The following is a 19,967-nucleotide window of genomic DNA, read 5'->3' as shown; positions in this document are numbered from 1 at the left end:
TGGCTATTTCTTGTCTGGCGCGGTCTGGGGAGGAATACGCGCCCACCACGTGTCGATGACCCACCCTTCGCCGCTGGCGTAAGGCGGCACCGTGGCCGGCCGTGCCAGCCGCCAGGCGTTGTAGGCCATGCGGTGTGTGCCCGCCGTCCACTGCGGAATGAGGTAGTGGCTGTGCGCAATGATGCGCTCCAGGGCGTGGCAGGCGGGAAGCAGTTGCGCCTCGGTCTTGGCAGAGGTCATGGCCTTGATCATCGCGTCCACCGCAGGGTTCTTGACGCCCGCAAAGTTGCCGGAATCCTCCACGTCGGCCGCCTGGCTGCCAAACATGTCGGCAAACTCCTGGCCCGGGTTGTTGGTGCCCTGGTAGGCAATCGAGGTAATGTCGAAGTCGAACTTCTGCAGACGCTGCTGGTACAGCGCAAAGTCCACTGACCGAAACCGCAAGGTGACACCAATCTTTTCGAGATTGCGCATCCAGGGGGTGATGGTGCGCACGCCGCCTTCATTGCTGTCCATGTATTCGAGCACCATGGCCTCGCCCTTGGCGTTGCGCAGGGCACCGTCGCGCACCTCCCAGCCGGCTTCCTTGAGCAAAGCCTGCGCCCGCCGCAGGTTGGCCCGCAGTGAGGAATCGCCATCCGTGCGCGGGGGCACCGTCATCGGGCCAAACGCGGCAGCCGGAATGTCCTTGCGGTAGGGCTCCATCAGCGCAAGCTCCTCGGGCGAGGGACTACCCTTGGTTTCGCACGCCGTGTTACCAAACAGGCCGTTCACCCGCTGGTAAGCGCCATAGAACATCTGGCGGTTCATCCACTCGTAGTCCATGGCCAGGCCCAGGGCCTCGCGCACGCGCGCATCCTGCAGCAAAGGCCGGCGGGTGTTGAGCACATAGCTCTGAAAACCCGAGGGGAGCTTGTGCACAAACTCGCCCTTGACGAGTTCACCCGTATCGAACTTCTTGCCCGTAACACGTCGGGCCCAGTCGCCCGCGCTGAAAAACCGCATGAGGTCAAACTCGCCCGCCTTGAGGGCCTCCAGCCGCGCGGTGTTGTCCTTGTAGATCTTGACAAGGATGTTGTCGAAATTGGCCGTGCCCTTGCGCACGTTCAGGTCGCGCGCCCAGTACTGCGGGTCGCGCACATAGGTGATGTCCTTGCCAAAACGCACCGGGCCGATTTTGTAGGGGCCACTGCCGATGGGAATATCCATCACCACCTGGTCAAACGGCTTGGCCTTGCCGTTCTCGACGCCCCAGTCGCGGCTGAACACCGGCAGGCCGCCGACGGTGAGGGGCAGCTCGCGATTGGGCAGCTTGAAGCGGTAACGCACGGTGCGGTCGTTGATCACATCCACGCCCGCCACCTCGATCAGCAGCGTCTTGTAGGCAGGGGATGTGAAGGGGCCCACCAGCGTGTCGTAGCTGTGCTTCACATCCTGCGCCAGCACGGGCTTGCCGTTGTGAAAACGCGCCTCCGGCCGCAGGCGGAAGGTGGCGGACAAACCATCGGGGGCAACTTCCACATCTTCGGCCAGCAGACCATAACCGGTGGCGGTTTCGTCCATCGAACCGGCGAGCAGCGAATCGAACATCAGCGACGACAAATATGCTGGCGCGTTGCCCTTGATGGTGAACGGGTTGTATTTGTCAAAGGTGGAAACCCGCAGGTTGCTGACCAGCCGCAGCTCGCCGCCTTTCGGCGCATCTGGGTTCACATACGCAAAATGCGCAAACCCGGCGGGATAACGCGGCTCGCCCCACAGGGCATACCCATGTGCAGCCCATGCAGGAACCGCACACCCCATCAGCAAAAAAATCAGCCAAAACCGCATGCGACAATTCTGCACTACGTTCGCCGGGCCCCGCTGCAGATCGCGCATACCCACATGCGCCAGGCCGCCCGCCGACATTTCGCCATTCCAAAAGGAGATTGAACATGGGTTTTCTGACCGGCAAGAAGTTGCTCATCACGGGTGTTTTGTCCAACCGCTCCATCGCCTACGGCATTGCCAAGGCCTGCCACGCACAGGGCGCCGAACTGGCGTTCAGCTACGTGGGCGAGCGCTTCAAGGACCGCATCACCGACTTTGCGGCCGAGTTCGACTCCAAGCTGATCTTTGACTGTGACGTGGGCAGCGACGAGCAGATCGAGCGCATGTTTGCCGAGCTGTCGCAGACTTGGCCCCAATTCGACGGGTTTGTGCACAGCATCGGCTTCGCCCCCCGCGAGGCGATTGCCGGTAATTTCCTCGAAGGCCTTTCGCGCGAGGGTTTCCGCATCGCCCACGACATCAGCGCCTACAGCTTTCCCGCCATGGCCAAGGCCGCCCTTCCCTACCTGAACGACAAGTCGTCGCTGCTGACACTGAGCTACCTGGGCGCGCTGCGCTCCATCCCCAACTACAACACCATGGGTCTGGCCAAGGCCAGCCTGGAAGCCAGCGTGCGCTACCTGGCCGAGGCCGTGGGCCGCACCGAAGACGGCCGCAGCATCCGCGCCAACGGCATCAGCGCCGGCCCCATCAAGACCCTGGCCGCCAGCGGCATCAAGGACTTTGGCAAACTGCTCAGCCGCGTGGCCGATGCATCGCCCCTGCGCCGCAACGTGACGATCGAAGACGTGGGCAATGTGGCAGCCTTCCTGCTGTCGGACCTGGCCTCGGGCATGACGGCCGAGATCACCTACGTGGACGGCGGCTTCAGCCAGACGGCGGGCCTGAGCGCAGACCAGGTCTGATTGTCATCGAAAATTTAGATCAAAACAGGGCCTAGCGCTTATTGAAAAAGCGCTGGTAGCTATACATTTAATAGCAAATGCTCCGCAGGCACTGGCTGGCGTGGCTGAGTTTCACTGCGCTGCCCACGCACGCAGCAGACGCCCCTGCCCTGTTGCTGGCCAATGTGTACCGGCCCGGCATGCCGCTGGCCGACTATTGGGTCAGCGAAAAATACGACGGTGTGCGGGGCTACTGGGACGGCCACACGCTGCGCACGCGGGGCGGCGAAACGGTGATGGCCCCCGCCTGGTTCACCGCCGGGTGGCCCACCGCCCCCATGGACGGAGAGCTGTGGGCCGGACGCGGGCGCTTTGCACACGCCCAATCCACCACGCGCCAACAGCAGCCTCATGAGGCGGCCTGGCACCAGATGCGCTTCATGGTGTTTGACCTGCCCCGGCACGGCGGCATGTTTGACGAACGGCTGCGGTCGCTCAATGCCTTGGTGATGCAAATCAACCAGCCTTGGGTCCAGGCGGTGCCCCAAAAGCGCATCGAAAACGATGCTGCCCTGCAGGCCCTGTTGCAACGCACGGTGCGGGCGGGCGGCGAAGGCCTGATGCTGCACCGGGGCAGCTCGCTCTACCAGTCTGGCCGCAGCGACGACCTGGTCAAGGTCAAGACCCACGAAGACACGGAAGCGCGCGTGGTCGCCCACCTGCCTGGCAAGGGCCGCCACGCCGGTCGCATGGGAGCCCTGCTGGTGGAAATGCCTTCGGGCCAGCGTTTCCGACTGGGGGCGGGTTTCAGCGATGCGCAGCGGGCTGACCCACCACCTGTGGGCAGCTGGGTGACGTACCGGTTTCGCGGTACCCATGACGGGGGCCTGCCGCGCTTCGCGAGTTTTGTGCGTGTGCGGGACGATGTGCCGCCGGTTCGCTGACGGGGCCACAGCAACCCCTGGCCGATCCCGGCCCTGCGATGCGGCGGCCATGCACAGCGGACGGGCAGCCCCCCATCCGTTGCTCAATCAGTTAGGCAACAGGACCTTGTCCACCACGTGGATCACGCCGTTGGACTGGTACACGTCGGCAATCGTCACCGTCGCCGTACCGCCCTTTTCGTCCGTCACCATGACAGCATTGCCGCTGGCCTTGGCGGTGAGCGTACCGCCCGCCACCGTCTTGAGGCTGGCCATGCCTTTGCCGTCTGCAATCATCTTGGACAACGCAGCAGCGTCGTACTTGCCCGCGACCACGTGGTAGGTGAGCACCTTGGTCAGGGTGGGCTTGCTCTCGGGCTTGAGCAGCGTGTCCACCGTGCCGGCGGGCAATGCGGCAAATGCCGCATTGGTGGGCGCAAACACGGTGAAGGGACCGGGGCCCTTGAGCGTTTCGACCAGGCCCGCAGCCTTCACAGCGGCCACCAGCGTGGTGTGGTCCTTGGAGTTCACGGCGTTGTCGATGATGTCCTTGCTGGCCAGCATGGGCGCACCGCCCACCATGACCTGCGCCATGGCAGGCATTGCGGCAGCGGCCATGGCTGCGGTGAAGGCGATGGTGGCGAGGCGGGCGTTGAATCGAAGGGTCATGAGAATCTCCTGAGAGGTGTGTGAAGACAGTCGCCACCGCATGAAAACCACGCGGCTGACAGTCAATACGGCAGCACCACAACAGCGGATTCAAATGCACAAAAAAATCGCTCCGCCAGCCATGCCGGGGGAGCGATTTTCGAGACGCTGGTGCACCCACACACCAGCGCGAAGACGTGCTTAAACGTTGCGTCCGTACGGGCCGTCGTCGCCCACCTGCACCAGGTTCTGGGCGGTGGCCAGGGGCTTGGGGTTCTTGCCGGTCTTGCCTTGCTCTGCCACGCAGTCTGCGTAGTAACGCACCTGGCCGTTCTCGTCTTCCACTTCCACCAGGCCGTGGATGTCGGTCTCGAAGCCCGGGCACAGCTTGGCGAATTCGCGCGCGAACTTGAGGTAGTCCACGATCTTCTTGTTGAATACCTCGCCAGGGATCAAGAGCGGAATGCCCGGTGGGTAGGGCGTGACCAGGCCCACGGTGATGCGGCCTTCCAGGTGGTCGATCTCCACGCGCTCGGTCTGGCGGTGGGCGATGTGCGCGTAGGCGTCCGAGGGTTTCATGGCGGGCGTCAGGTCCGACAGGTACATCTCGGTCGTCAGGCGCGCGATGTCGTACTTGGCGTACATCTCATGCACGTGCTGGCACAGGTCCTTCAGGCCCATGCGCTCGTAACGTTTGTGCTGCTGGCAGAACTCGGGAAGGATGCGCCACATGGGCTGGTTCTTCTCGTAGTCGTCCTTGAACTGTTGCAGCGCCGTCAGCAGCGTGTTCCAGCGGCCCTTGGTGATGCCGATGGTGAACATGATGAAGAAGCTGTACAGGCCGGTCTTCTCGACCACCACGCCGTGCTCGGCCAGGTACTTGGTGACGATGGATGCGGGAATGCCAGTCTTGTCGAACTTGCCGTCCAGGTTCAGGCCCGGTGTGACGATGGTGGACTTGATCGGGTCCAGCATGTTGAAGCCGTCGGCCAGTTGGCCGAAGCCGTGCCACTTGCTGGCGTTCTTCTTGCCCTTGCCATCGCTGCGGATGATCCAGTCCTCGGCGCGGCCCAGGCCTTCGTCCACGAGCTTTTCAGGGCCCCAAACCTTGAACCACCAGTCGTTCTTGCCAAAGTCGTGCTCCACCTGGCGCATGGCACGGCGAAAGTCCAGCGCTTCGAGCAGGCTTTCCTCCACCAGGGCCGTACCGCCGGGAGGCTCCATCATGGCGGCGGCCACGTCGCAGCTGGCGATGATGCTGTACTGCGGGCTGGTGCTGGTGTGCATCAGGTAGGCCTCGTTGAAGAGGTGGCGATCCAGCTTGGTGGTCTGCGAATCCTGCACCAGCACATGGCTAGCCTGGCTGATGCCGGCTAGCAGCTTGTGGATGGACTGCGTCGCGTACGTCACGGAATGCTTGGGGCGCGTGCGCTTCTTGCCCATGGCGTGGTAGCTGCCATAAAACGGGTGGAAGGCCGCGTGTGGCAGCCAGGCCTCGTCAAAGTGCAGGTTGTCCACGTAGCCGTCGAGCATGCTCTTGATGGTCTCGGTGTTGTAGAGCACGCCGTCATAGGTGGACTGCGTGAGCGTGAGCACGCGCGGCTTGACCTTTTTCGCATCCACGCCCTTGAGCAGCGGGTTGGCCTTGATCTTGGCCTGGATGGCGGCAGGCTCGAACTCGCTTTGCGGAATGGGGCCAATGATGCCGAAATGGTTGCGCGTGGGCTTCATGAACACGGGGATCGCCCCGGTCATGATGATGCTGTGCAGGATGGACTTGTGGCAGTTGCGGTCCACCACCACCACGTCGCCCGGCGCCACCGTGTGGTGCCACACCATCTTGTTCGATGTGGACGTGCCGTTGGTCACGAAGAAGCAGTGGTCGGCGTTGAAAATACGCGCGGCGTTGCGCTCCGATTCACCAATGGCACCGTTGTGGTCCAGCAGCTGGCCCAGCTCTTCCACCGCATTGCACACGTCGGCACGCAGCATGTTCTCGCCGTAGAACTGGTGGTACATCTGGCCCACAGGGCTCTTCAGGAACGCCACGCCGCCGGAGTGGCCGGGGCAGTGCCAGCTGTACGAGCCGTCTTCAGCGTAGTCGAGCAGTGCCTTGAAGAATGGAGGCTGCACGCTCTCCAGGTAGCTCTTGGCCTCGCGGATGATGTGGCGCGCCACAAATTCGGGGGTGTCCTCGAACATGTGGATGAAGCCATGCAGCTCGCGCAGGATGTCGTTGGGCAGGTGGCGGCTGGTCTTGGTCTCGCCGTGCACATAGATGGGCACTTCGGTGTTCTTGCGCCGCACTTCACCGATGAAGTTGCGCAGGCTCAGCACGATGGGGTCCAGCCCCTCACCCACCGTAAATTCCTCATCGTCGATGGACAAGATGAATGCGCTGGCGCGGCTTTGCTGCTGGGCAAACTGCGACAGGTCACCATAGCTGGTGACGCCAACCACCTCGAAACCCTCAGACTCGATAGCCTGCGCCAGCGCGCGGATACCGAGGCCCGAGGTGTTCTCGGAACGATAGTCTTCATCGATGATGATGATGGGAAAGCGAAACTTCATGCGCAGCCTCCGTGCAACCGTGCCCTGCCCGGCCAAAAAACGAAATAGGCGCGAAGTGTAAGGAATAACCTTGACGCGCCTTTGAACTGCAACCCTTTTGTCCCAGAATGTGGTGCACTAAACACAACCACAACAAGGAGTTGGCTATGGAGGAATCCACCATCTGGTGGCTCGCAGCGGGGGCTGTGGTCGTTGCAGAGCTGCTCACCGGTACGTTCTATCTGCTCATGGTGGCCATTGGACTGGTGGCAGCGGCCCTGGCGGCCCATCTGGGGTTGCCAATTACCGCGCAGATCGTGGCAGCGGCTGTTGTGGGCGGCGGCGCAGTGGTGGGCTGGTACTACCTCAAGAAAAAGCGGCCCGGAGATCCCTCGGCCCGTGCGGATCGCAGTGTGAACATGGACGTGGGCGAAACCATTCTCATTGAGGGCTGGAACGCTGATGGGACCACCACCGTGAAGTACCGGGGTGCCACCTGGACAGCCATCCACCGTCCCGGAGTCACCCCCTCCACGGGCATGCACCGGGTTGCTGAACTGGTGGGCAATCGCCTGCTGGTAGACCCTCTCTAAAAATCCCGCTGTCGCTCACCTTCACAGATCAACAACGAAAAAGAGGCTTCTCATGGAAATTGCCATCGTCATTCTCATCATTGCCGTCATTTTCATCGCGCGGTCCGTCAAGGTCGTGCCCCAGCAAAATGCCTGGGTCAAAGAGCGCCTGGGCAAGTACGCGGGCACGCTCACACCGGGACTGAACTTCCTGGTACCTTTTGTCGACAAGGTCGCCTACAAACACAGCCTCAAGGAAATCCCGCTCGACGTGCCCAGCCAGGTTTGCATCACGCGCGACAACACCCAGCTTCAAGTGGACGGCATCCTGTACTTTCAGGTGACCGACCCCATGCGCGCCAGCTACGGCTCCAGCAACTACATCATGGCCGTGACGCAGCTGGCGCAGACCTCGCTGCGCTCGGTCATCGGCAAGCTGGAGCTGGACAAAACCTTTGAAGAGCGCGACATCATCAACGCCCAGGTCGTACAGGCCATCGACGAAGCTGCCCTCAACTGGGGCGTGAAAGTGCTGCGCTATGAAATCAAGGACCTGACACCACCCAAGGAAATCCTGCACGCCATGCAGGCCCAGATCACTGCAGAACGCGAAAAACGCGCGTTGATCGCCGCCTCTGAAGGCCGCCGCCAGGAACAGATCAACATCGCCACCGGCGAACGCGAGGCCTTCATCGCCCGATCCGAGGGCGAAAAGCAGGCCGTCATCAACAAGGCCCAAGGCGAGGCAGAATCGATCAAGGCCGTGGCCGAAGCCAACGCCCAGGCCATCGAGCGTGTGGCCTCAGCCATCCGCCAACCCGGTGGCGAACAGGCTGTACAGCTCAAGGTGGCCGAGAAGGCCGTGGAAGCCTACAGCCAGGTGGCAGCAGACTCCAACACCACACTTATCGTGCCGAGCAACATGACGGAGGTGTCTGCGCTGATCGGGTCGGCGATGAAGATGGTGCAAGCTTCACAGAAAGCGGCCTGAGCGCAGGCAAAGCTTTTTTCGAGGCAACGGCTACCGTCAGCCCAGATATCCCTTTTCCTATGGCTATAATCGAGGGCTTCGGAGAGGTGGATGAGCGGTTTAAGTCGCACGCCTGGAAAGCGTGTGTGGGCTAATCCCCACCGCGGGTTCGAATCCCGCCCTCTCCGCCAAAAATCAAAAAGCGTCCTTCGGGGCGCTTTTTTCGTTTCGGCCTCTCAAGTGACACGGAGCGCTTTCAGCGCCTCCTTCCCGCCTCGCGAAATGCCGGGAGCGGTGGGACCAAACCCGCCGATTTGTTGCAAAACGTGTGATTGGTTGTCACGCCGCGGCGCACTATTCACAATAAATGACTCCACCCAAAAGGAGTGCACCTATGCCCATGGAGCTACTGTTCGTCCTTGCACAGAGCAAGCTGCCCATGATGATCGAGAAGCCCTGCGACGTTGACAAGCTTCGGGTGCTGGCGGCTGCTCAGCTCGTAGAGGTGCAGCTTCCCGATGTGCGTGCCAAGGAGCAAAAAGCAGAGGTTCTTGCCATTTCGCCGCAAGGGCGGGCAGCGCTGGCAACAACCTACCCCCGTCACCCATTCAAGTTCGCGCCCATGCGCTCTGCGCCAGCGCCGGCTTCGGCCGATTGGCTTCCGTCTTTGGACTCCTGCCAAGTGCAGCGCGGTGGGACAAGGACCACGCTGGACTCCTAGTGTCATGCGCATGCTCGCTCTACGGAACATCTGAGCACAACCAAGCTTCTGAATGACTTGCAACCAAAGGCAACAAACCGGGGTCATCTGCGGATATCGCACTTGTCTGACAGACGCTGGCCGCGCGTTTTGCTGAAATCCTCTCCATCAGCCATTGAGGCTGACCCGGGAGCTCATTGGGACTCCCACCTTTTTGACAAAGGATCCGCCATGAAGCGCCACCCCTTGACACCCGGAACCCGCGCCCTCGCTGCGTTTGCCGGCACGGTTGTGCTTGCGGTACTGGCGGCGGCATCGTTGCTGATGCCCGATGTGACCGTGCAGTCGGTGGATTCGATGCCGCTTTTGCCCAGTGGGCTGGACCAGATCTTTCCCTCCAGTCTGTTTGAGTGAACTTGTGCATGAGGTGGAGTGGTTTAGCACGCCTACTCGCCATGGGTAGCAAAAAGCATAGCATCGGAGTACCATCTGGCGCTGCGCACCGGGATTTTCGGTGGCAATCCAGAATGGAGGACGATCGTGACCACACGTTTTCGAATCTCTGCAAGTCTTTTTTCTGCTCGCTTCTTCGCGCGGCCTGTGGCGGCGACAGCGCTGCTGGTGGCGATGGGGGGATGCACCAGCCCGAGGGATGGCTCCCTTGAAGAATTCGCGCGCTGGCATGACGGTGCGCGCGCCCAGGCCCAGGCCGGGGCGCTGAGCTGGAGCGAACTCTACAAGCAGAGTTTTGACCGACTGACCGCCCTGCCGCCCTCTTTGCAACAAGACACGCGCCTGGAAAACACGGTGCTGTTGTTATCCACCGCCCGCAAATACGAAGCCAATGAGATCACCGCCCAGCAGTTTGCGCTGGAGCGGGAACACATCGAAACGCAATTGCAGGCACGCCTGCGCTAGCCGTTCGCGCCTCAGCGCTGCGGCGCACCCTGCTCCACGATGGCAATGCGCCGACGCAGCGCTGCAGTGGCTTGCTGGTCGCCCGCAGCTTCGGTGCGTTGCGCCTGCACATTGAGCCAGGCCATCAACGGTCTGCGCCAGCCCTGGGCAGAGGCTGTGTCAGCAGCGATAGCGATCACCGCCGGGCTGGCGCGCCCCGACTGAAACAGCACCCCAGCTGCCACGAGGCGCGACAGCGGGTCTTCCAAAGCGGGCAACGCAGATGCATCGCCCGATGCAGCCACCTTGCGCTGCGCTTCGGGCAGCAAGCCCACGTCCTGGGGCTGTACTCGCCCCCCCAGATAGTCGGCATAAGCGCGCTCGGGCGCGGCGGCGTCGGCGCGCAGCGGTTCAAAGCGCTCGCAGGGGCCAGGTACCAAGCTGGCGACCTGCGCAGCGCAGCGCATCAGTTCCAGACGGGCCAGCAGGTCTGGGCGCCCCGTGCGGGCCACTTCAGCCCGGGCGCGGTCCCATTCGAGCTGCTCGACGCGGGGGTTGCCCGACAGATAGGCTTCGAGGGCCTTCTGGGCTGAGCCTTGAGCGTTCATCTGCCAGTCGGGCACGGGAGGTTTGCTGGAGCATGCGGACAACAAGGCCGCCGCAACCACCACAGCTCCCAGCAATGACACCCGGAGTGGCCTTGCCAGGTGCATGGGCTTCGAAGGGAATGCAGAAACTGAAAAGGGCTTCATGGCAGCTTGAGTTCCGTATCCCGCGCAAAAGGCCATTTGCGGTTGATTTCGTTGACCAGGCTTTCTACCTTGCGCAGATTGCTTTCCACCTCGGCGCGCAAGGCCCCCAGGTCAGTGGTGGCTTCGCGGGCATTGGCGCCAATGGCCTGGGCTTCCACCAGCACCGCATCCACCTTTTTCAGGCTGGTGCGGGTGTCGGCCAACAAGCCATTGAGCTGGGCCACGGTGGCGCGCATCTCAGGTACCAGCGCTTCCTTGCTGCCTTCGGCGCCAAATACCTGTTTGTCAGCCCGCGCCGCCATGCCATCCAGGCGCGCCAGCAGGGCATTGGTGCGGTCGAGCGTGGCAACAATTTTCTTCCCATCGGCCTCATTGCCCATCAGCACTCCCAGCATGCCGCCGGGGCCATTGAGGCGTTCGGTGAGCGCCTGCACATTGGTCAGGCTGCTGCCCAGGGCAGCGTCCTGCGCCGTGAGCGCATTGAGGTTAGACAGCAGTTCGCGCGCCGAGGCCATGAGCTGCGGGATTTCGGCGGTGGCGTCGCCACGCAGCACGGGGCGCACGGCACCATCGGGCAGGAGCTTGTCGTTCAGCATGCCGGTGTAGGCGCGGATGTTGGTGCCACCCACAATGCCCCGCACCAGTGTGAACACGCTGGATTCACGCAACCAGTGCGCGTCCTTGCGGGGCACGTCCACGATGATGCGGGCGTTGCCGGTTTCGGCCAGTTCGATGCGGCGCACGCGGCCAATGGGGAAACCCGAGAACGTCATGTCCATGCCCACCACCACGCCTTCAGAGTCGTCGGCCGTCAGCACCAGGGTCTGCGTGGGTTCGAACGCACCACGCGCATACAGCAGGTACAGGCCCGACCCGACGATGAGGGCCAACGTGAACAGCAGCAACGCCGCCGCCTTGATCTCCAGGTAGGCCACCGGGCGCAGGGTTTCCACGGGCGGCACGTCGGTGGCGGGAGAAGCCGGAGCGGGCCCCGGGGGCGGCGTTTGGCGGGCGTTGTGGTTCTCGTCGTTCATGGTGCCGGAAGGTGGGTCGCCGTAAAGGAATGGGGTAGTCGGGTGTCAGCAGACATCGGTCAGTAGTAGTTGCCCATGAGCGAGGCCACCTCGATCATCAGCAGCACGGCAAACATGCGGGCCAGGCCGCCCAGCTCTGAATCGGGCTGGGTGCGATCGCCCGTGTCGTACAGGCCTGCCGCCATGGGGATCAGCGCTACGGCCAGGCTGAAGAACACGGTCTTGAGCGCGAACACCATCGTCACGCTGGGCGTGAACACCTGGCCAAACATGCGGGTGTAGCTGGGCAACCCCGCCAAATTGAAACCATACACCCCCAGGTACGCCAGCACCAGGGCCACCACACAGCTGAGCGCGGCGAGCGTGATGCAGGCGAACACTCCAGCGATCACGCGCGGCAGAAGCTCGATGCGCACCGGGTCCGAGCCATGGGCGCGCAGCGCGTCAAACCGTCCGGTTTGCCGCAGCCGCGTGATCTGCGAGCCATTGGGGATGGTGCAGCGCATGGCGACGAACAGCGCCGCCGTGAGCGGGATCAGCTCCAGCACCAGCACGCGGATCACCATCTCCAGCGCATAGCGCGACAGGCCATAGCTGAGCGCCGTGACCACCACGATGCGCGTGAGCACCAGGCTGATCAGGGCAGCCAGCACCGTAAAGCCGAGCAGCACCGGGGCGGTGTCGAGATACAGGTGGCGTGCCAGCGCCCTGCGCGTGCCCTTGCCATAGCTGGACGGCGACAACACCAGCACCAGCACCACCGCCCCCAGATACAAGATGCGCCACCAGGCGACCGCCCAGCGCCGCGCGGTGTTCCACACACGTTCGGGCAGGGAGAGGCCGGGCAAGCGCGAAATCATGGTCGGATCATAGCGGGGCACTCACAGAGAGCGTTGACGGTGGACTGTCATAGAAATTTTTCGATGTTTTTGGCATCTAGCGCTTGATAGACAAGCGCAAACAGCTATTATTTTTATAGCATTTTCAAACGCAGAAGAAACAGCTACTCACATCCTTGCGGAAGCTGGTGCTTGCAAGCGCCCACGGCAGACCGGGCTACACATGCCGCTTTGCCGCAGCGGTGGCGAACGGCACAGCGGGCTGCGCATCCGCACGCGCGTGCAGGGCTTCGATGATGTGACAGTGGGCATCCGTCCCATCGCAGCGGTTGCGCAGCGCGAGCAGGTCGGCCTCCAGCGTCTGCAGCTCTGCCAGGCGGGCACGCACATGCTGCAGATGGTCATCCAGCGTGTCGCGTGCGGCGTCGCAGTCTTCTTTGCGGCTCCAGTCCAGCGCGAGCAGAGTGCGCACTTCATGCAGCGACATGTCCATGGCGCGGCACAGGCGGATGAAGCGCAGCTGGTGCACGTCGGCACCGCTGTACAGGCGGTAGCTGTTGTCGCCCCGCACGCCGGGGGGCAACAGCCCCTCCTTCTCGTAGTAGCGGATGTTGGCGGCAGACACCCCGGACTGCAGGGCGGCCTCGCCAATGCGAAACTGCACAGCGTTCTGATCCATGGCTTGACCTTCAAGTGACTTCAAGGTTTCCAATCATGCCATCGCTTTCAAAACTGCACGGAGAACCCCCCATGTCTGCCCACTGCCACGACGACCATTGCGCCACTGGCCCTGCCGCCGCCGACCCGCGCTACCGCCGCATCTTGTGGATAGCGCTTGTCGTCAACGCCACCATGTTTGTGGTGGAGCTGGGGGCGGGTACCCAGTCGGGCTCGGCATCGCTGCTGGCCGATGCCATCGACTTTCTGGGGGATGCTGCCAACTACGGCCTGTCGCTGTGGGTGCTGGCCATGGCCCTCACTTGGCGCGCTCGCGCCGCCCTGGTCAAGGGGGCCAGCATGCTGGCGTTTGGCATGTTCGTGATTGGGCGCGTGGCCTGGGGTGCGTGGCAAGGCACACCGCCCGAGCCCTTCACCATGGGCAGCGTGGGCCTGCTGGCGCTGGCGGCCAACCTGGGCGTGGCCGCCCTGCTCTATGCCTACCGGGAGGGCGACGCCAACATGCGCGGCGTGTGGCTGTGCACCCGCAACGATGCGCTGGGCAACCTGGCGGTGATGGGCGCTGCCCTGGGTGTGTTGGGCACCGGCACCGCCTGGCCCGATCTGGGGGTGGCGGCCATCATGGCAGGCTTGGCCATCAGCGGCGGCTGGAGCGTGATACGCCACGCGCGGCAAGAGCTGGCCAGCACCACCGCACAGCCACAACCGCAAGGGCACTGATCCATGCGCGTGCACCTATCGACTCCGTTGAGCGCCCCGCCTGAATGGGTGGCTGCGCAGCTGCAAAGCACCGCTGTGTTCCGCCACATCACCGCGCCGCTCATCCAGTTTCACCCCGCACGGGGCACGGAATGGCCCACGCACTGGGCTCCCGGCGAGCTGGCGCTGCACATGCGGTTGCTGGGCGTTTTGCCCATGGGCCCGCAAACCGTGCGCATCTCCATCGAGCCGGCTGCACAAAGGGGCGGCTGGCCCACGCTGCGCGACAACGGAGAAGGCGTGCTCATGCGCCGCTGGGACCACCGCATCACCCTGCAGCCCCTGTCCGATGGCCGCACGCTGTACACCGATGACATCGAGGTGATTGCGCGCCACCTGCCCTGGCTGATGACACCGCTGAGCGCCCTGTTTGCCCAGGTGTTCTACCGGCACCGCCAAAGGCGCTGGCGCCAACTGGCCGCGCAGCATGCCGCCGGGGGCGCCGCCCCCACCGCGCTACACAGGTGCGCCGCGTTCAACCACCTGCTGGCCAGCTTTGCCCGCCAGCCTGACGCGCCCCCCGCCCAGCGCTGGCGTTGGCTGGAGGCCGCCCACGTGCTGGGACAGACCTCATTGCCCCTGCACTGGCGGTCACACACCGCCATGCTGCGCTACGCCCTCGCACTGGGAGATGCGCGCGAGGCCACCGGCCAGCTGCTGCGGCTGGCCCTGGTGCCCCTGGGGCACCTGCTGGCACGGCTGCCGTTGGGCAACATCGGGCGCTCCCACGTGAGTGCTTTCCGGCCCATGGTGCCAGCGGCAGAAGTCACTGTGCTGATGGACCAGGCGCTGGAAGAAACGGCGATCCGCCCCGTGCAGCCGGGCGACCACGGCGTCTGAAAACTGCGCACCCGGCTTCCCGAGTCGCAGCCTGCGCACTCAGTGCTTGGAGGAGCGAGCCACGCGACCTGGCTTGAGGGTTGCCCTGGCTGGCTTTGCAGCGGCCTGCTCCAGCCACAGCAGGCTGTCCATCTGCGATAAAAAATGCCGCAGGTAGTCCGGCGACAGCGACCGCATCAAGGCCAGGGAGCGCAACATGAGGCGGTGTGCATTCAACGGTCCGGCGTTTTCCGGCCCACGCGTGAAGGCCTGGGCCACCTGCTGTTCCGCAGCAATCTTGGACCAGACTTCGCTGAAGCGGCGCACGCTCTTCATGTCCGACACACTGGCGCCACCGCCCACCAGCACGCTGTCTGCGTCGGCCTGGGCGCGGGTACTGAGATCGCTGTTCAGTTGCGCCAGTGCAGATGGTGCATCGGCTGGCGCTGTGGCCGCCAGTGGCTGGCGGGGAGGTGTCCGGGTGCGCCTGGCGTAGTCCACCAAGGCGGCCTGCAGCCTGCGGGCCAGCACCTGCTGTACGGCGGGGGGCTGCGCAGGCAGGCGTGTGGCCAGCACCTCCAGGTACCGAAAGCGCACCGGGTCGTGGTGCTGCGCGCCTTCTGCCCGCAGGGACTCCAGGGTCGGCTCACTCATTGCGGGCGGGCTTGGCCTGGGCAGCGCGGGGTACGGGGGCCATCTCCACGCGGCGGTTCTGTGCCCGCCCCTTTTCGTCGGCGTTGTCGGCCACCGGCTGCTCGGCGCCAAAGGCCGCAGCAAACACCTGGGACGAGGGCATGTCCTCTTCGATCAGGGCGCGGGTCACGGTCAACGCGCGCTGGGCCGACAGCTCCAGGTTATCGGCAAAACGCTGGTGGCGCCCTTGCAGCAGCGTGGTGTTGTCGGTAAAGCCACTCACCATCAGCATCTCGTCACGTTCGCGCAGGTACACCTGCAGCGGCTGCACCAGGCTCTGGAGCAGTTGCCGGCCTTCAGGGCGCAACTCGGCAGAGCCTGCCGCAAACAGCACGCTGCCGCTGATGCCGATACGGCCTTCATTGACCGTGACGCGGCCGCTGGCCAGCGGAATCGCCAGTGCTTTTTCCAGCGCCATGCGGCGCTTTTCTTCCATCTGCCGCTTTTCCACTTCCTGCTTGAGGCTGGCGACCAGGTCGATCTGCACCACCAGCACGCCCACCAGAATCAGCACAAACGCACCCAGCAAGCCCGCCATGAGGTCGCCAAACACGGCCCACACCGGGGCCGTCTGTTCGGTGGCATCGTCCAGCGTGTCGTCCAGGCCGGTCACGCGGCGACTCCCTGCACCGCTGCGGCCATCTGCCCGTTGAGGCGGCGCAGGTCTTCCACGATGCCCTGCTGCGAAGAAATGCTCAGGTCGATCACCTCGCGGGCCTGTGCCACGTAGTAGGCAAGCTGCTCATCGCTGCGGCTCATGGACTGGCCAATGGCGCCTTCGATGCGCTGCAGGCTGCCCATCAGCTTTTCGTTACTGGCCGTGAACAGCTCCACGCCATGGCCAAAGGACTCACCCAGGCTCGACAGCTCCACCGCGCTGGCGGCCACGTGTGCCGACACTTCATCGACCTTGCCCGCCTGCGCGCCGAGCGCCTGGGAAAACTCCTGCCCCGCCTGCTCCAGCACCGAGGCCGCAGACCCCACCAGCGATTCAATGGCCGCACGCTGCTGCCCGGCGGCTTCGTTCACCGATTGGAGCAACACACCCAGTTGCTCCATCATGGCCGTGCGCTCTGCCAGGGCCGCGTTGTCGCGTTCGCTCAGGTGGGTCATCTCTTGGCGCAACTGGGTGATCACCTCAGCCGCGGCCTGCGGTACATCCGACGCCGTCTGCAGCAATCGCGTGAGCGGGGCTTCCAGCGCAGAACCCAGCGTGGCCAGGTGCCCGGCCACGGCGGCCTGCAGCGCATCGAGCCGCTCCACTGCGGCCTGGCCACGTGCCGCCTCGGCATCCCGCAGCGCCACCAATTCCGTGCGCCACACGCCCGCCAGCGCATCCATGCGCTGGGCCTGGGTGTCGGCCCATCGGGCTTCGGCCTCAATGCGGGTGTGCAACAACGCGTCCGACTGGTCCATCAACCGGGCGGCACCGCCCAGGGCCTGGTGGACCTGCTCGGTCATGCGCTCGGTGAGCTGCGCCGCAGCGCCCTCCAGCGCCTGGCACACGCCGCGCTGCTGCTGCGCCGTTCGCTCGCCCACCTGCTGCCATTGCTCCGCCAATCGGCTGGCCATGCCCTCCATGGACTGGCTCCAGCCCGCAAGGCGCTGCTGATCCGCCACTGCCTGGTCGGCCTGCGTTTTCTCCACCGTCTGTTCCAGCGAGGCCAGCAGCGCCGTGGTGCGCAGCTCGAAGGCCTGCGATGCCGTCTGCAGTGACTGGTCGAGCTGGGTGGCAGCGCCTTCCAGCGCCAGGCACACGCCCTGCTGGTGCTGTGCGGTTTGCTCGCCCACCTGTTGCCATCGCTCCGCCAGTGCGCTGGCCATGCCCTCCATGGACCGGCTCCAGCCTGCGAGGCGCTGCTGGTCGGCCGCCAACTGGGCCGCCTGTGATTGGGCCACAGTCTCTTGCAATGAGGCCAGCAGCGCCGTGGTGCGCTGCTCAAAGGCCTGTGATGCCGTCTGCAGTGACTGGTCGAGCTGGGTGGCAGCGCCTTCGAGCGCCTGGCAGACGCCGCGCTGCTGCTGCGTCGTTTGTTCACCCGCAAGCTGCCATTGCTCCGCCAGTCGGCTGGCCATGCCCTCCATGGACAGGCTCCAGCCCGCAAGGCGCTGCTGGTCGGCCGCCAGTTGGGCCGCCTGTGATTGGGCCACAGCCTCTTGCAACGTGGCTAGCAGCTTCGTGGTGCGCTGCTCTAGCGTCTGCGTGATGGACTGCAGCGCGCTGCCCAACTGCACCGCCTGCTGGTCCTGCGTCTGCGTGTGACGGTCCAAGGCCTCCGTCCAGGTGTCCGCCACCTGGCGGGCCGTGCCCTCCCATTGGGCCGTGAGGGCGTGCATCTGCACGCCAGTGGCCTCGCGCAGCCGCTGGTGCGAGCGCTCAGCCTCTTGCGCCAGCGTTGCCATGGCCTGCTCCACCACCGGGCGGATCGTCTCACCCGCCATGCGGGCGCTGGCGCCCAGGCTGTCGTGCAGGGATGCCCCCACGGTGGTGGCCAGCTGGGTGTAGGCCGCAGCCGCCTCGCGGTGAAACACCTGCTGTTGGTCTTGCAATTGGCCGTTCAACTGCTCGTGGCGGCGCTCCAGCCCTTCCATCAGGCCTTGCAGGCGCTCTGCAATCAGCGGCATGGCCTGCGCCTGGGCCTGCAGGGCCTCGAACATTTCCTGGCGCCGGTGGGCTGCCGAGAAGGGGCGCAGATCACTAGCGATGCGGGCATCCAGCATGCGCAACGCTGCCAGCCGTTCGCGGCGGCACAGGGCGGACATCAGCCCCAGCATGGCCGACGCTGCCACCCCGGCCACCGAGGTACCAAACGACAGACCCAGCCCCTTGATGGGCGCGGCCAGCGCCGCCCGGATCGACTCCAGGCTGGACGAGGCCTCCAGTGCGAAAACCGCGCCATTGAAGGTGACCACCATGCCCAGAAAGGTGCCCAGCATGCCCAGCATGACCAGGAGCCCCACCAGGTACGGCGCCAGCGCAGGCCCCGGCAGGGGCACACGCTCCCCGTCGATCCGCTGGCGAACCGGGTTGCGCAAGGACGAATGCATGCGCTCCAGCCAACCACCCAGGTCCACCAGGGGCTGCTGCCCCAGCCCGGCCAGCGCAATGGACAGCGACGAAGTCGCGGCCCGGAACTGCATCAGCTCATAGGCTCCCACCACGTAGACGGCAGCAATCACCACCGTCATGGCCAGCGCCAGAGGGCTCGACCCGACAAATCCCCATCCCACCCAGCCCACCACCGCCAGGCCCACCGCAAAGATGGCGGCCATCACACTCTTGTTCATTCGATCATTCCTGTTACCGGTTCCGGGGTCTTCGTGGCTGTGGGGGGACGGTGGGTGGTGCGGCGATGGGAGTCATGGCTCTGCGCCGCTTCCAGCAAACCAGCAAGGGGCTCCAGCCGCACCTGCAACTCGGCCAGCAGCAGCGCCCGCAAGTCCTGCTCAAAGGCAAACAGCCAGCCGCCCGGCAGCGCCCAGCGCTGCGGCTCATCATCTCGCCCTGCAGCCTCCAGCTGCTGCTGGTGGGCTGCGCGCAAATGCGCCATCCGCCGCTCCAGATGGCCGGGTAGCGACGCCCACAGCCTTTGCTCACGCGCACCCAGCATCTGGTCCATCACCGCATCCAGCAGGGCCAGCCGACGCAGGCCCTCGGGGCCCATCGACAAGCTCTGCCGAATCAACGCGCGCAAGGCAGCCAGTCTGGCATCCATCTGCTTTTGTAGCGCCAGATAACGCGCCGCGTGGACTGCAAAATCTGCCCCGGCCTCGGGGTCCGGGCTGTCGACAGGGGTGTTGTCGGCACGCTCGCGCACGGGTTTGGCAGGCGCGGCCTTGGCCGTGACCAAGTCCGTCAACTCGGCCCGGGTGGACTGAAGGCTGGCCTGCAATGCGCGCACATCCACCGTCCCCCGCCCCAGCGTAGTGACAGCCGGGGTTTGGCTGGACTCCAGAGCATGCAGCGCCCGGCTGAGCTTGACCGCATCCACGGTACTAAGCCACTGGCTGAGTTGCTCCGCCACATCCTGGCGCGCCGATCCACCTTGTGGCTGCGTCCATTGCTGGAGCAAAAGCACAAGTCTGGAGCTGTTGAGTCGGTGGGGCTGGTACATCAATCTGAGGCGTCCATGGCACCGGCCCCCCCGAAGGGTGGCGGGCGTCAGGGAGCAGGTCCCCGCAATGGGCAAAGCCCGCTATTTTCGCAGGAACGCTGCCGCCCCAGCCCCACATCGCTGTGCGTTGCAGGTGTTACATCTAAAGCAGATTGCAAGAATCGGCCAAAAAACAGCCAAGGAGCGGCCAGTTTTTCCAGGACCGAGCCCCCACACACACGCCGCTTCTTGACGGCGGACAAGTCCGGCACAGGGCTTGCATGGTCCAATCTGCGACTCTTTCCCCTGACCGGCACCCGCCGCC

Annotated in this window: 20 protein-coding genes and 1 tRNA gene; 10 read left to right on the top strand and 11 right to left on the bottom strand. The window is 64.4% G+C overall.

Going from position 1 to position 19,967, the window contains the following annotated elements; genetic code table 11:
• Positions 1-3 precede the first annotated feature (3 nt).
• Positions 4-1,830: an extracellular solute-binding protein gene (locus AC2YJX_RS19480; RefSeq protein ID WP_487257005.1), complete on the bottom strand. Its 1,827-nt coding sequence runs from the start codon at positions 1,828-1,830 to the stop codon at positions 4-6.
• 104 nt (positions 1,831-1,934) lie between these two features.
• On the opposite strand from AC2YJX_RS19480, the gene fabI reads away from it, so the two are divergent.
• On the top strand, positions 1,935-2,735 hold the full coding sequence (gene fabI, locus AC2YJX_RS19475; RefSeq protein WP_055401808.1) for an enoyl-ACP reductase FabI: 801 nt from the start codon (positions 1,935-1,937) through the stop codon (positions 2,733-2,735).
• Between the two features lie 77 nt (positions 2,736-2,812).
• On the top strand, positions 2,813-3,658 hold the full coding sequence (locus tag AC2YJX_RS19470; RefSeq protein WP_487257004.1) for a DNA ligase: 846 nt from the start codon (positions 2,813-2,815) through the stop codon (positions 3,656-3,658).
• An 87-nt stretch (positions 3,659-3,745) separates the two neighbouring features.
• Here AC2YJX_RS19470 and AC2YJX_RS19465 read toward each other — a convergent pair whose 3' ends face one another.
• Positions 3,746-4,306, bottom strand: coding sequence for a fasciclin domain-containing protein (locus AC2YJX_RS19465; protein ID WP_121419720.1), 561 nt, complete (start codon positions 4,304-4,306; stop codon positions 3,746-3,748).
• Between the two features lie 180 nt (positions 4,307-4,486).
• Positions 4,487-6,856 (bottom strand): arginine/lysine/ornithine decarboxylase, encoded by a 2,370-nt coding sequence (locus tag AC2YJX_RS19460; RefSeq protein ID WP_121419719.1) that lies wholly within the window; start codon positions 6,854-6,856, stop codon positions 4,487-4,489.
• A gap of 146 nt (positions 6,857-7,002) precedes the next feature.
• On the opposite strand from AC2YJX_RS19460, the gene AC2YJX_RS19455 reads away from it, so the two are divergent.
• From AC2YJX_RS19455 to AC2YJX_RS19430, 6 genes are all read left to right on the top strand, one after another.
• A complete protein-coding gene (locus tag AC2YJX_RS19455; protein WP_176885629.1) occupies positions 7,003-7,428 on the top strand; it encodes an NfeD family protein in 426 nt (141 codons plus the stop codon).
• A gap of 52 nt (positions 7,429-7,480) precedes the next feature.
• The gene (locus tag AC2YJX_RS19450) at positions 7,481-8,398 is read left to right on the top strand and encodes an SPFH domain-containing protein (protein WP_055401799.1); all 918 of its coding nucleotides are present in this window, start codon (positions 7,481-7,483) and stop codon (positions 8,396-8,398) included.
• Positions 8,399-8,478: 80 nt separating this feature from the next.
• Positions 8,479-8,568, top strand: a tRNA-Ser gene (locus tag AC2YJX_RS19445).
• Positions 8,569-8,777: 209 nt separating this feature from the next.
• On the top strand, positions 8,778-9,098 hold the full coding sequence (locus AC2YJX_RS19440; RefSeq protein WP_255577577.1) for a hypothetical protein: 321 nt from the start codon (positions 8,778-8,780) through the stop codon (positions 9,096-9,098).
• Positions 9,099-9,308: 210 nt separating this feature from the next.
• The gene (locus AC2YJX_RS19435) at positions 9,309-9,491 is read left to right on the top strand and encodes a hypothetical protein (protein ID WP_055393434.1); all 183 of its coding nucleotides are present in this window, start codon (positions 9,309-9,311) and stop codon (positions 9,489-9,491) included.
• Between the two features lie 126 nt (positions 9,492-9,617).
• Positions 9,618-9,995 carry a hypothetical protein gene (locus AC2YJX_RS19430; protein WP_228894763.1) on the top strand — a complete coding sequence of 126 codons (378 nt, stop codon included), beginning with the start codon at positions 9,618-9,620 and terminating at the stop codon, positions 9,993-9,995.
• An 11-nt stretch (positions 9,996-10,006) separates the two neighbouring features.
• Here the strand turns inward: AC2YJX_RS19430 and AC2YJX_RS19425 are convergent, their stop codons facing one another.
• The 4 genes from AC2YJX_RS19425 to AC2YJX_RS19410 form a co-directional block, all read right to left on the bottom strand.
• Positions 10,007-10,687, bottom strand: a complete 681-nt coding sequence (locus tag AC2YJX_RS19425; RefSeq protein ID WP_487257168.1) for a hypothetical protein — start codon at positions 10,685-10,687, stop codon at positions 10,007-10,009.
• A 35-nt stretch (positions 10,688-10,722) separates the two neighbouring features.
• Entirely contained in the window at positions 10,723-11,760 is a 1,038-nt protein-coding gene (locus tag AC2YJX_RS19420) for an MlaD family protein (RefSeq protein ID WP_487257003.1), read from the bottom strand.
• Positions 11,761-11,819: 59 nt separating this feature from the next.
• Positions 11,820-12,620, bottom strand: a complete 801-nt coding sequence (locus tag AC2YJX_RS19415) for an MlaE family ABC transporter permease (RefSeq protein ID WP_055393443.1) — start codon at positions 12,618-12,620, stop codon at positions 11,820-11,822.
• A 196-nt stretch (positions 12,621-12,816) separates the two neighbouring features.
• On the bottom strand, positions 12,817-13,278 hold the full coding sequence (locus tag AC2YJX_RS19410; protein WP_055393445.1) for a Cd(II)/Pb(II)-responsive transcriptional regulator: 462 nt from the start codon (positions 13,276-13,278) through the stop codon (positions 12,817-12,819).
• A gap of 71 nt (positions 13,279-13,349) precedes the next feature.
• Between AC2YJX_RS19410 and AC2YJX_RS19405 the strand changes: the two genes are divergently transcribed.
• The gene (locus AC2YJX_RS19405) at positions 13,350-13,997 is read left to right on the top strand and encodes a cation efflux transmembrane domain-containing protein (protein ID WP_218299494.1); all 648 of its coding nucleotides are present in this window, start codon (positions 13,350-13,352) and stop codon (positions 13,995-13,997) included.
• Between the two features lie 3 nt (positions 13,998-14,000).
• Positions 14,001-14,876 (top strand): DUF3703 domain-containing protein, encoded by an 876-nt coding sequence (locus AC2YJX_RS19400; RefSeq protein ID WP_353848498.1) that lies wholly within the window; start codon positions 14,001-14,003, stop codon positions 14,874-14,876.
• Positions 14,877-14,915: 39 nt separating this feature from the next.
• On the opposite strand, the gene AC2YJX_RS19395 is transcribed toward AC2YJX_RS19400, so the two are convergent.
• The 4 genes from AC2YJX_RS19395 to AC2YJX_RS19380 are packed head-to-tail and all read right to left on the bottom strand — an operon-like array spanning position 14,916 to position 19,663.
• Positions 14,916-15,509, bottom strand: a complete 594-nt coding sequence (locus AC2YJX_RS19395) for a DUF2894 domain-containing protein (RefSeq protein WP_487257002.1) — start codon at positions 15,507-15,509, stop codon at positions 14,916-14,918.
• The gene (locus AC2YJX_RS19390; RefSeq protein ID WP_055393450.1) at positions 15,502-16,161 is read right to left on the bottom strand and encodes an OmpA family protein; all 660 of its coding nucleotides are present in this window, start codon (positions 16,159-16,161) and stop codon (positions 15,502-15,504) included. The genes AC2YJX_RS19395 and AC2YJX_RS19390 overlap by 8 nt, the downstream gene beginning before the upstream one ends.
• Positions 16,158-18,836: a DUF802 domain-containing protein gene (locus tag AC2YJX_RS19385; RefSeq protein ID WP_487257001.1), complete on the bottom strand. Its 2,679-nt coding sequence runs from the start codon at positions 18,834-18,836 to the stop codon at positions 16,158-16,160. The genes AC2YJX_RS19390 and AC2YJX_RS19385 overlap by 4 nt, the downstream gene beginning before the upstream one ends.
• Positions 18,833-19,663 (bottom strand): DUF3348 family protein, encoded by an 831-nt coding sequence (locus AC2YJX_RS19380; RefSeq protein WP_487257000.1) that lies wholly within the window; start codon positions 19,661-19,663, stop codon positions 18,833-18,835. The genes AC2YJX_RS19385 and AC2YJX_RS19380 overlap by 4 nt, the downstream gene beginning before the upstream one ends.
• Positions 19,664-19,967: the final 304 nt, after the last annotated feature.

The sequence above is a fragment of the Acidovorax sp. SRI_002 genome (genome assembly GCF_057586455.1).
This window is presented reverse-complemented; position numbering and strand designations above follow the sequence as displayed.

Bases quoted from the DNA above. Each gene is read 5' to 3' on its own strand.
- AC2YJX_RS19470 (WP_487257004.1), top strand. From the start codon at position 2,813: ATGCTCCGCAGGCACTGGCTGGCGTGGCTGAGTTTCACTGCGCTGCCC.
- AC2YJX_RS19435 (WP_055393434.1), top strand. From the start codon at position 9,309: ATGAAGCGCCACCCCTTGACACCCGGAACCCGCGCCCTCGCTGCGTTT.
- AC2YJX_RS19385 (WP_487257001.1), bottom strand. From the start codon at position 18,836: ATGAACAAGAGTGTGATGGCCGCCATCTTTGCGGTGGGCCTGGCGGTG.
- AC2YJX_RS19420 (WP_487257003.1), bottom strand. From the start codon at position 11,760: ATGAACGACGAGAACCACAACGCCCGCCAAACGCCGCCCCCGGGGCCC.
- AC2YJX_RS19395 (WP_487257002.1), bottom strand. From the start codon at position 15,509: ATGAGTGAGCCGACCCTGGAGTCCCTGCGGGCAGAAGGCGCGCAGCAC.
- AC2YJX_RS19410 (WP_055393445.1), bottom strand. From the start codon at position 13,278: ATGGATCAGAACGCTGTGCAGTTTCGCATTGGCGAGGCCGCCCTGCAG.
- AC2YJX_RS19405 (WP_218299494.1), top strand. From the start codon at position 13,350: ATGTCTGCCCACTGCCACGACGACCATTGCGCCACTGGCCCTGCCGCC.
- AC2YJX_RS19480 (WP_487257005.1), bottom strand. From the start codon at position 1,830: ATGCGGTTTTGGCTGATTTTTTTGCTGATGGGGTGTGCGGTTCCTGCA.
- AC2YJX_RS19415 (WP_055393443.1), bottom strand. From the start codon at position 12,620: ATGATTTCGCGCTTGCCCGGCCTCTCCCTGCCCGAACGTGTGTGGAAC.
- fabI (WP_055401808.1), top strand. From the start codon at position 1,935: ATGGGTTTTCTGACCGGCAAGAAGTTGCTCATCACGGGTGTTTTGTCC.
- AC2YJX_RS19455 (WP_176885629.1), top strand. From the start codon at position 7,003: ATGGAGGAATCCACCATCTGGTGGCTCGCAGCGGGGGCTGTGGTCGTT.
- AC2YJX_RS19380 (WP_487257000.1), bottom strand. From the start codon at position 19,663: ATGTACCAGCCCCACCGACTCAACAGCTCCAGACTTGTGCTTTTGCTC.
- AC2YJX_RS19440 (WP_255577577.1), top strand. From the start codon at position 8,778: ATGGAGCTACTGTTCGTCCTTGCACAGAGCAAGCTGCCCATGATGATC.
- AC2YJX_RS19450 (WP_055401799.1), top strand. From the start codon at position 7,481: ATGGAAATTGCCATCGTCATTCTCATCATTGCCGTCATTTTCATCGCG.
- AC2YJX_RS19400 (WP_353848498.1), top strand. From the start codon at position 14,001: ATGCGCGTGCACCTATCGACTCCGTTGAGCGCCCCGCCTGAATGGGTG.
- AC2YJX_RS19425 (WP_487257168.1), bottom strand. From the start codon at position 10,687: ATGCACCTGGCAAGGCCACTCCGGGTGTCATTGCTGGGAGCTGTGGTG.
- AC2YJX_RS19465 (WP_121419720.1), bottom strand. From the start codon at position 4,306: ATGACCCTTCGATTCAACGCCCGCCTCGCCACCATCGCCTTCACCGCA.
- AC2YJX_RS19460 (WP_121419719.1), bottom strand. From the start codon at position 6,856: ATGAAGTTTCGCTTTCCCATCATCATCATCGATGAAGACTATCGTTCC.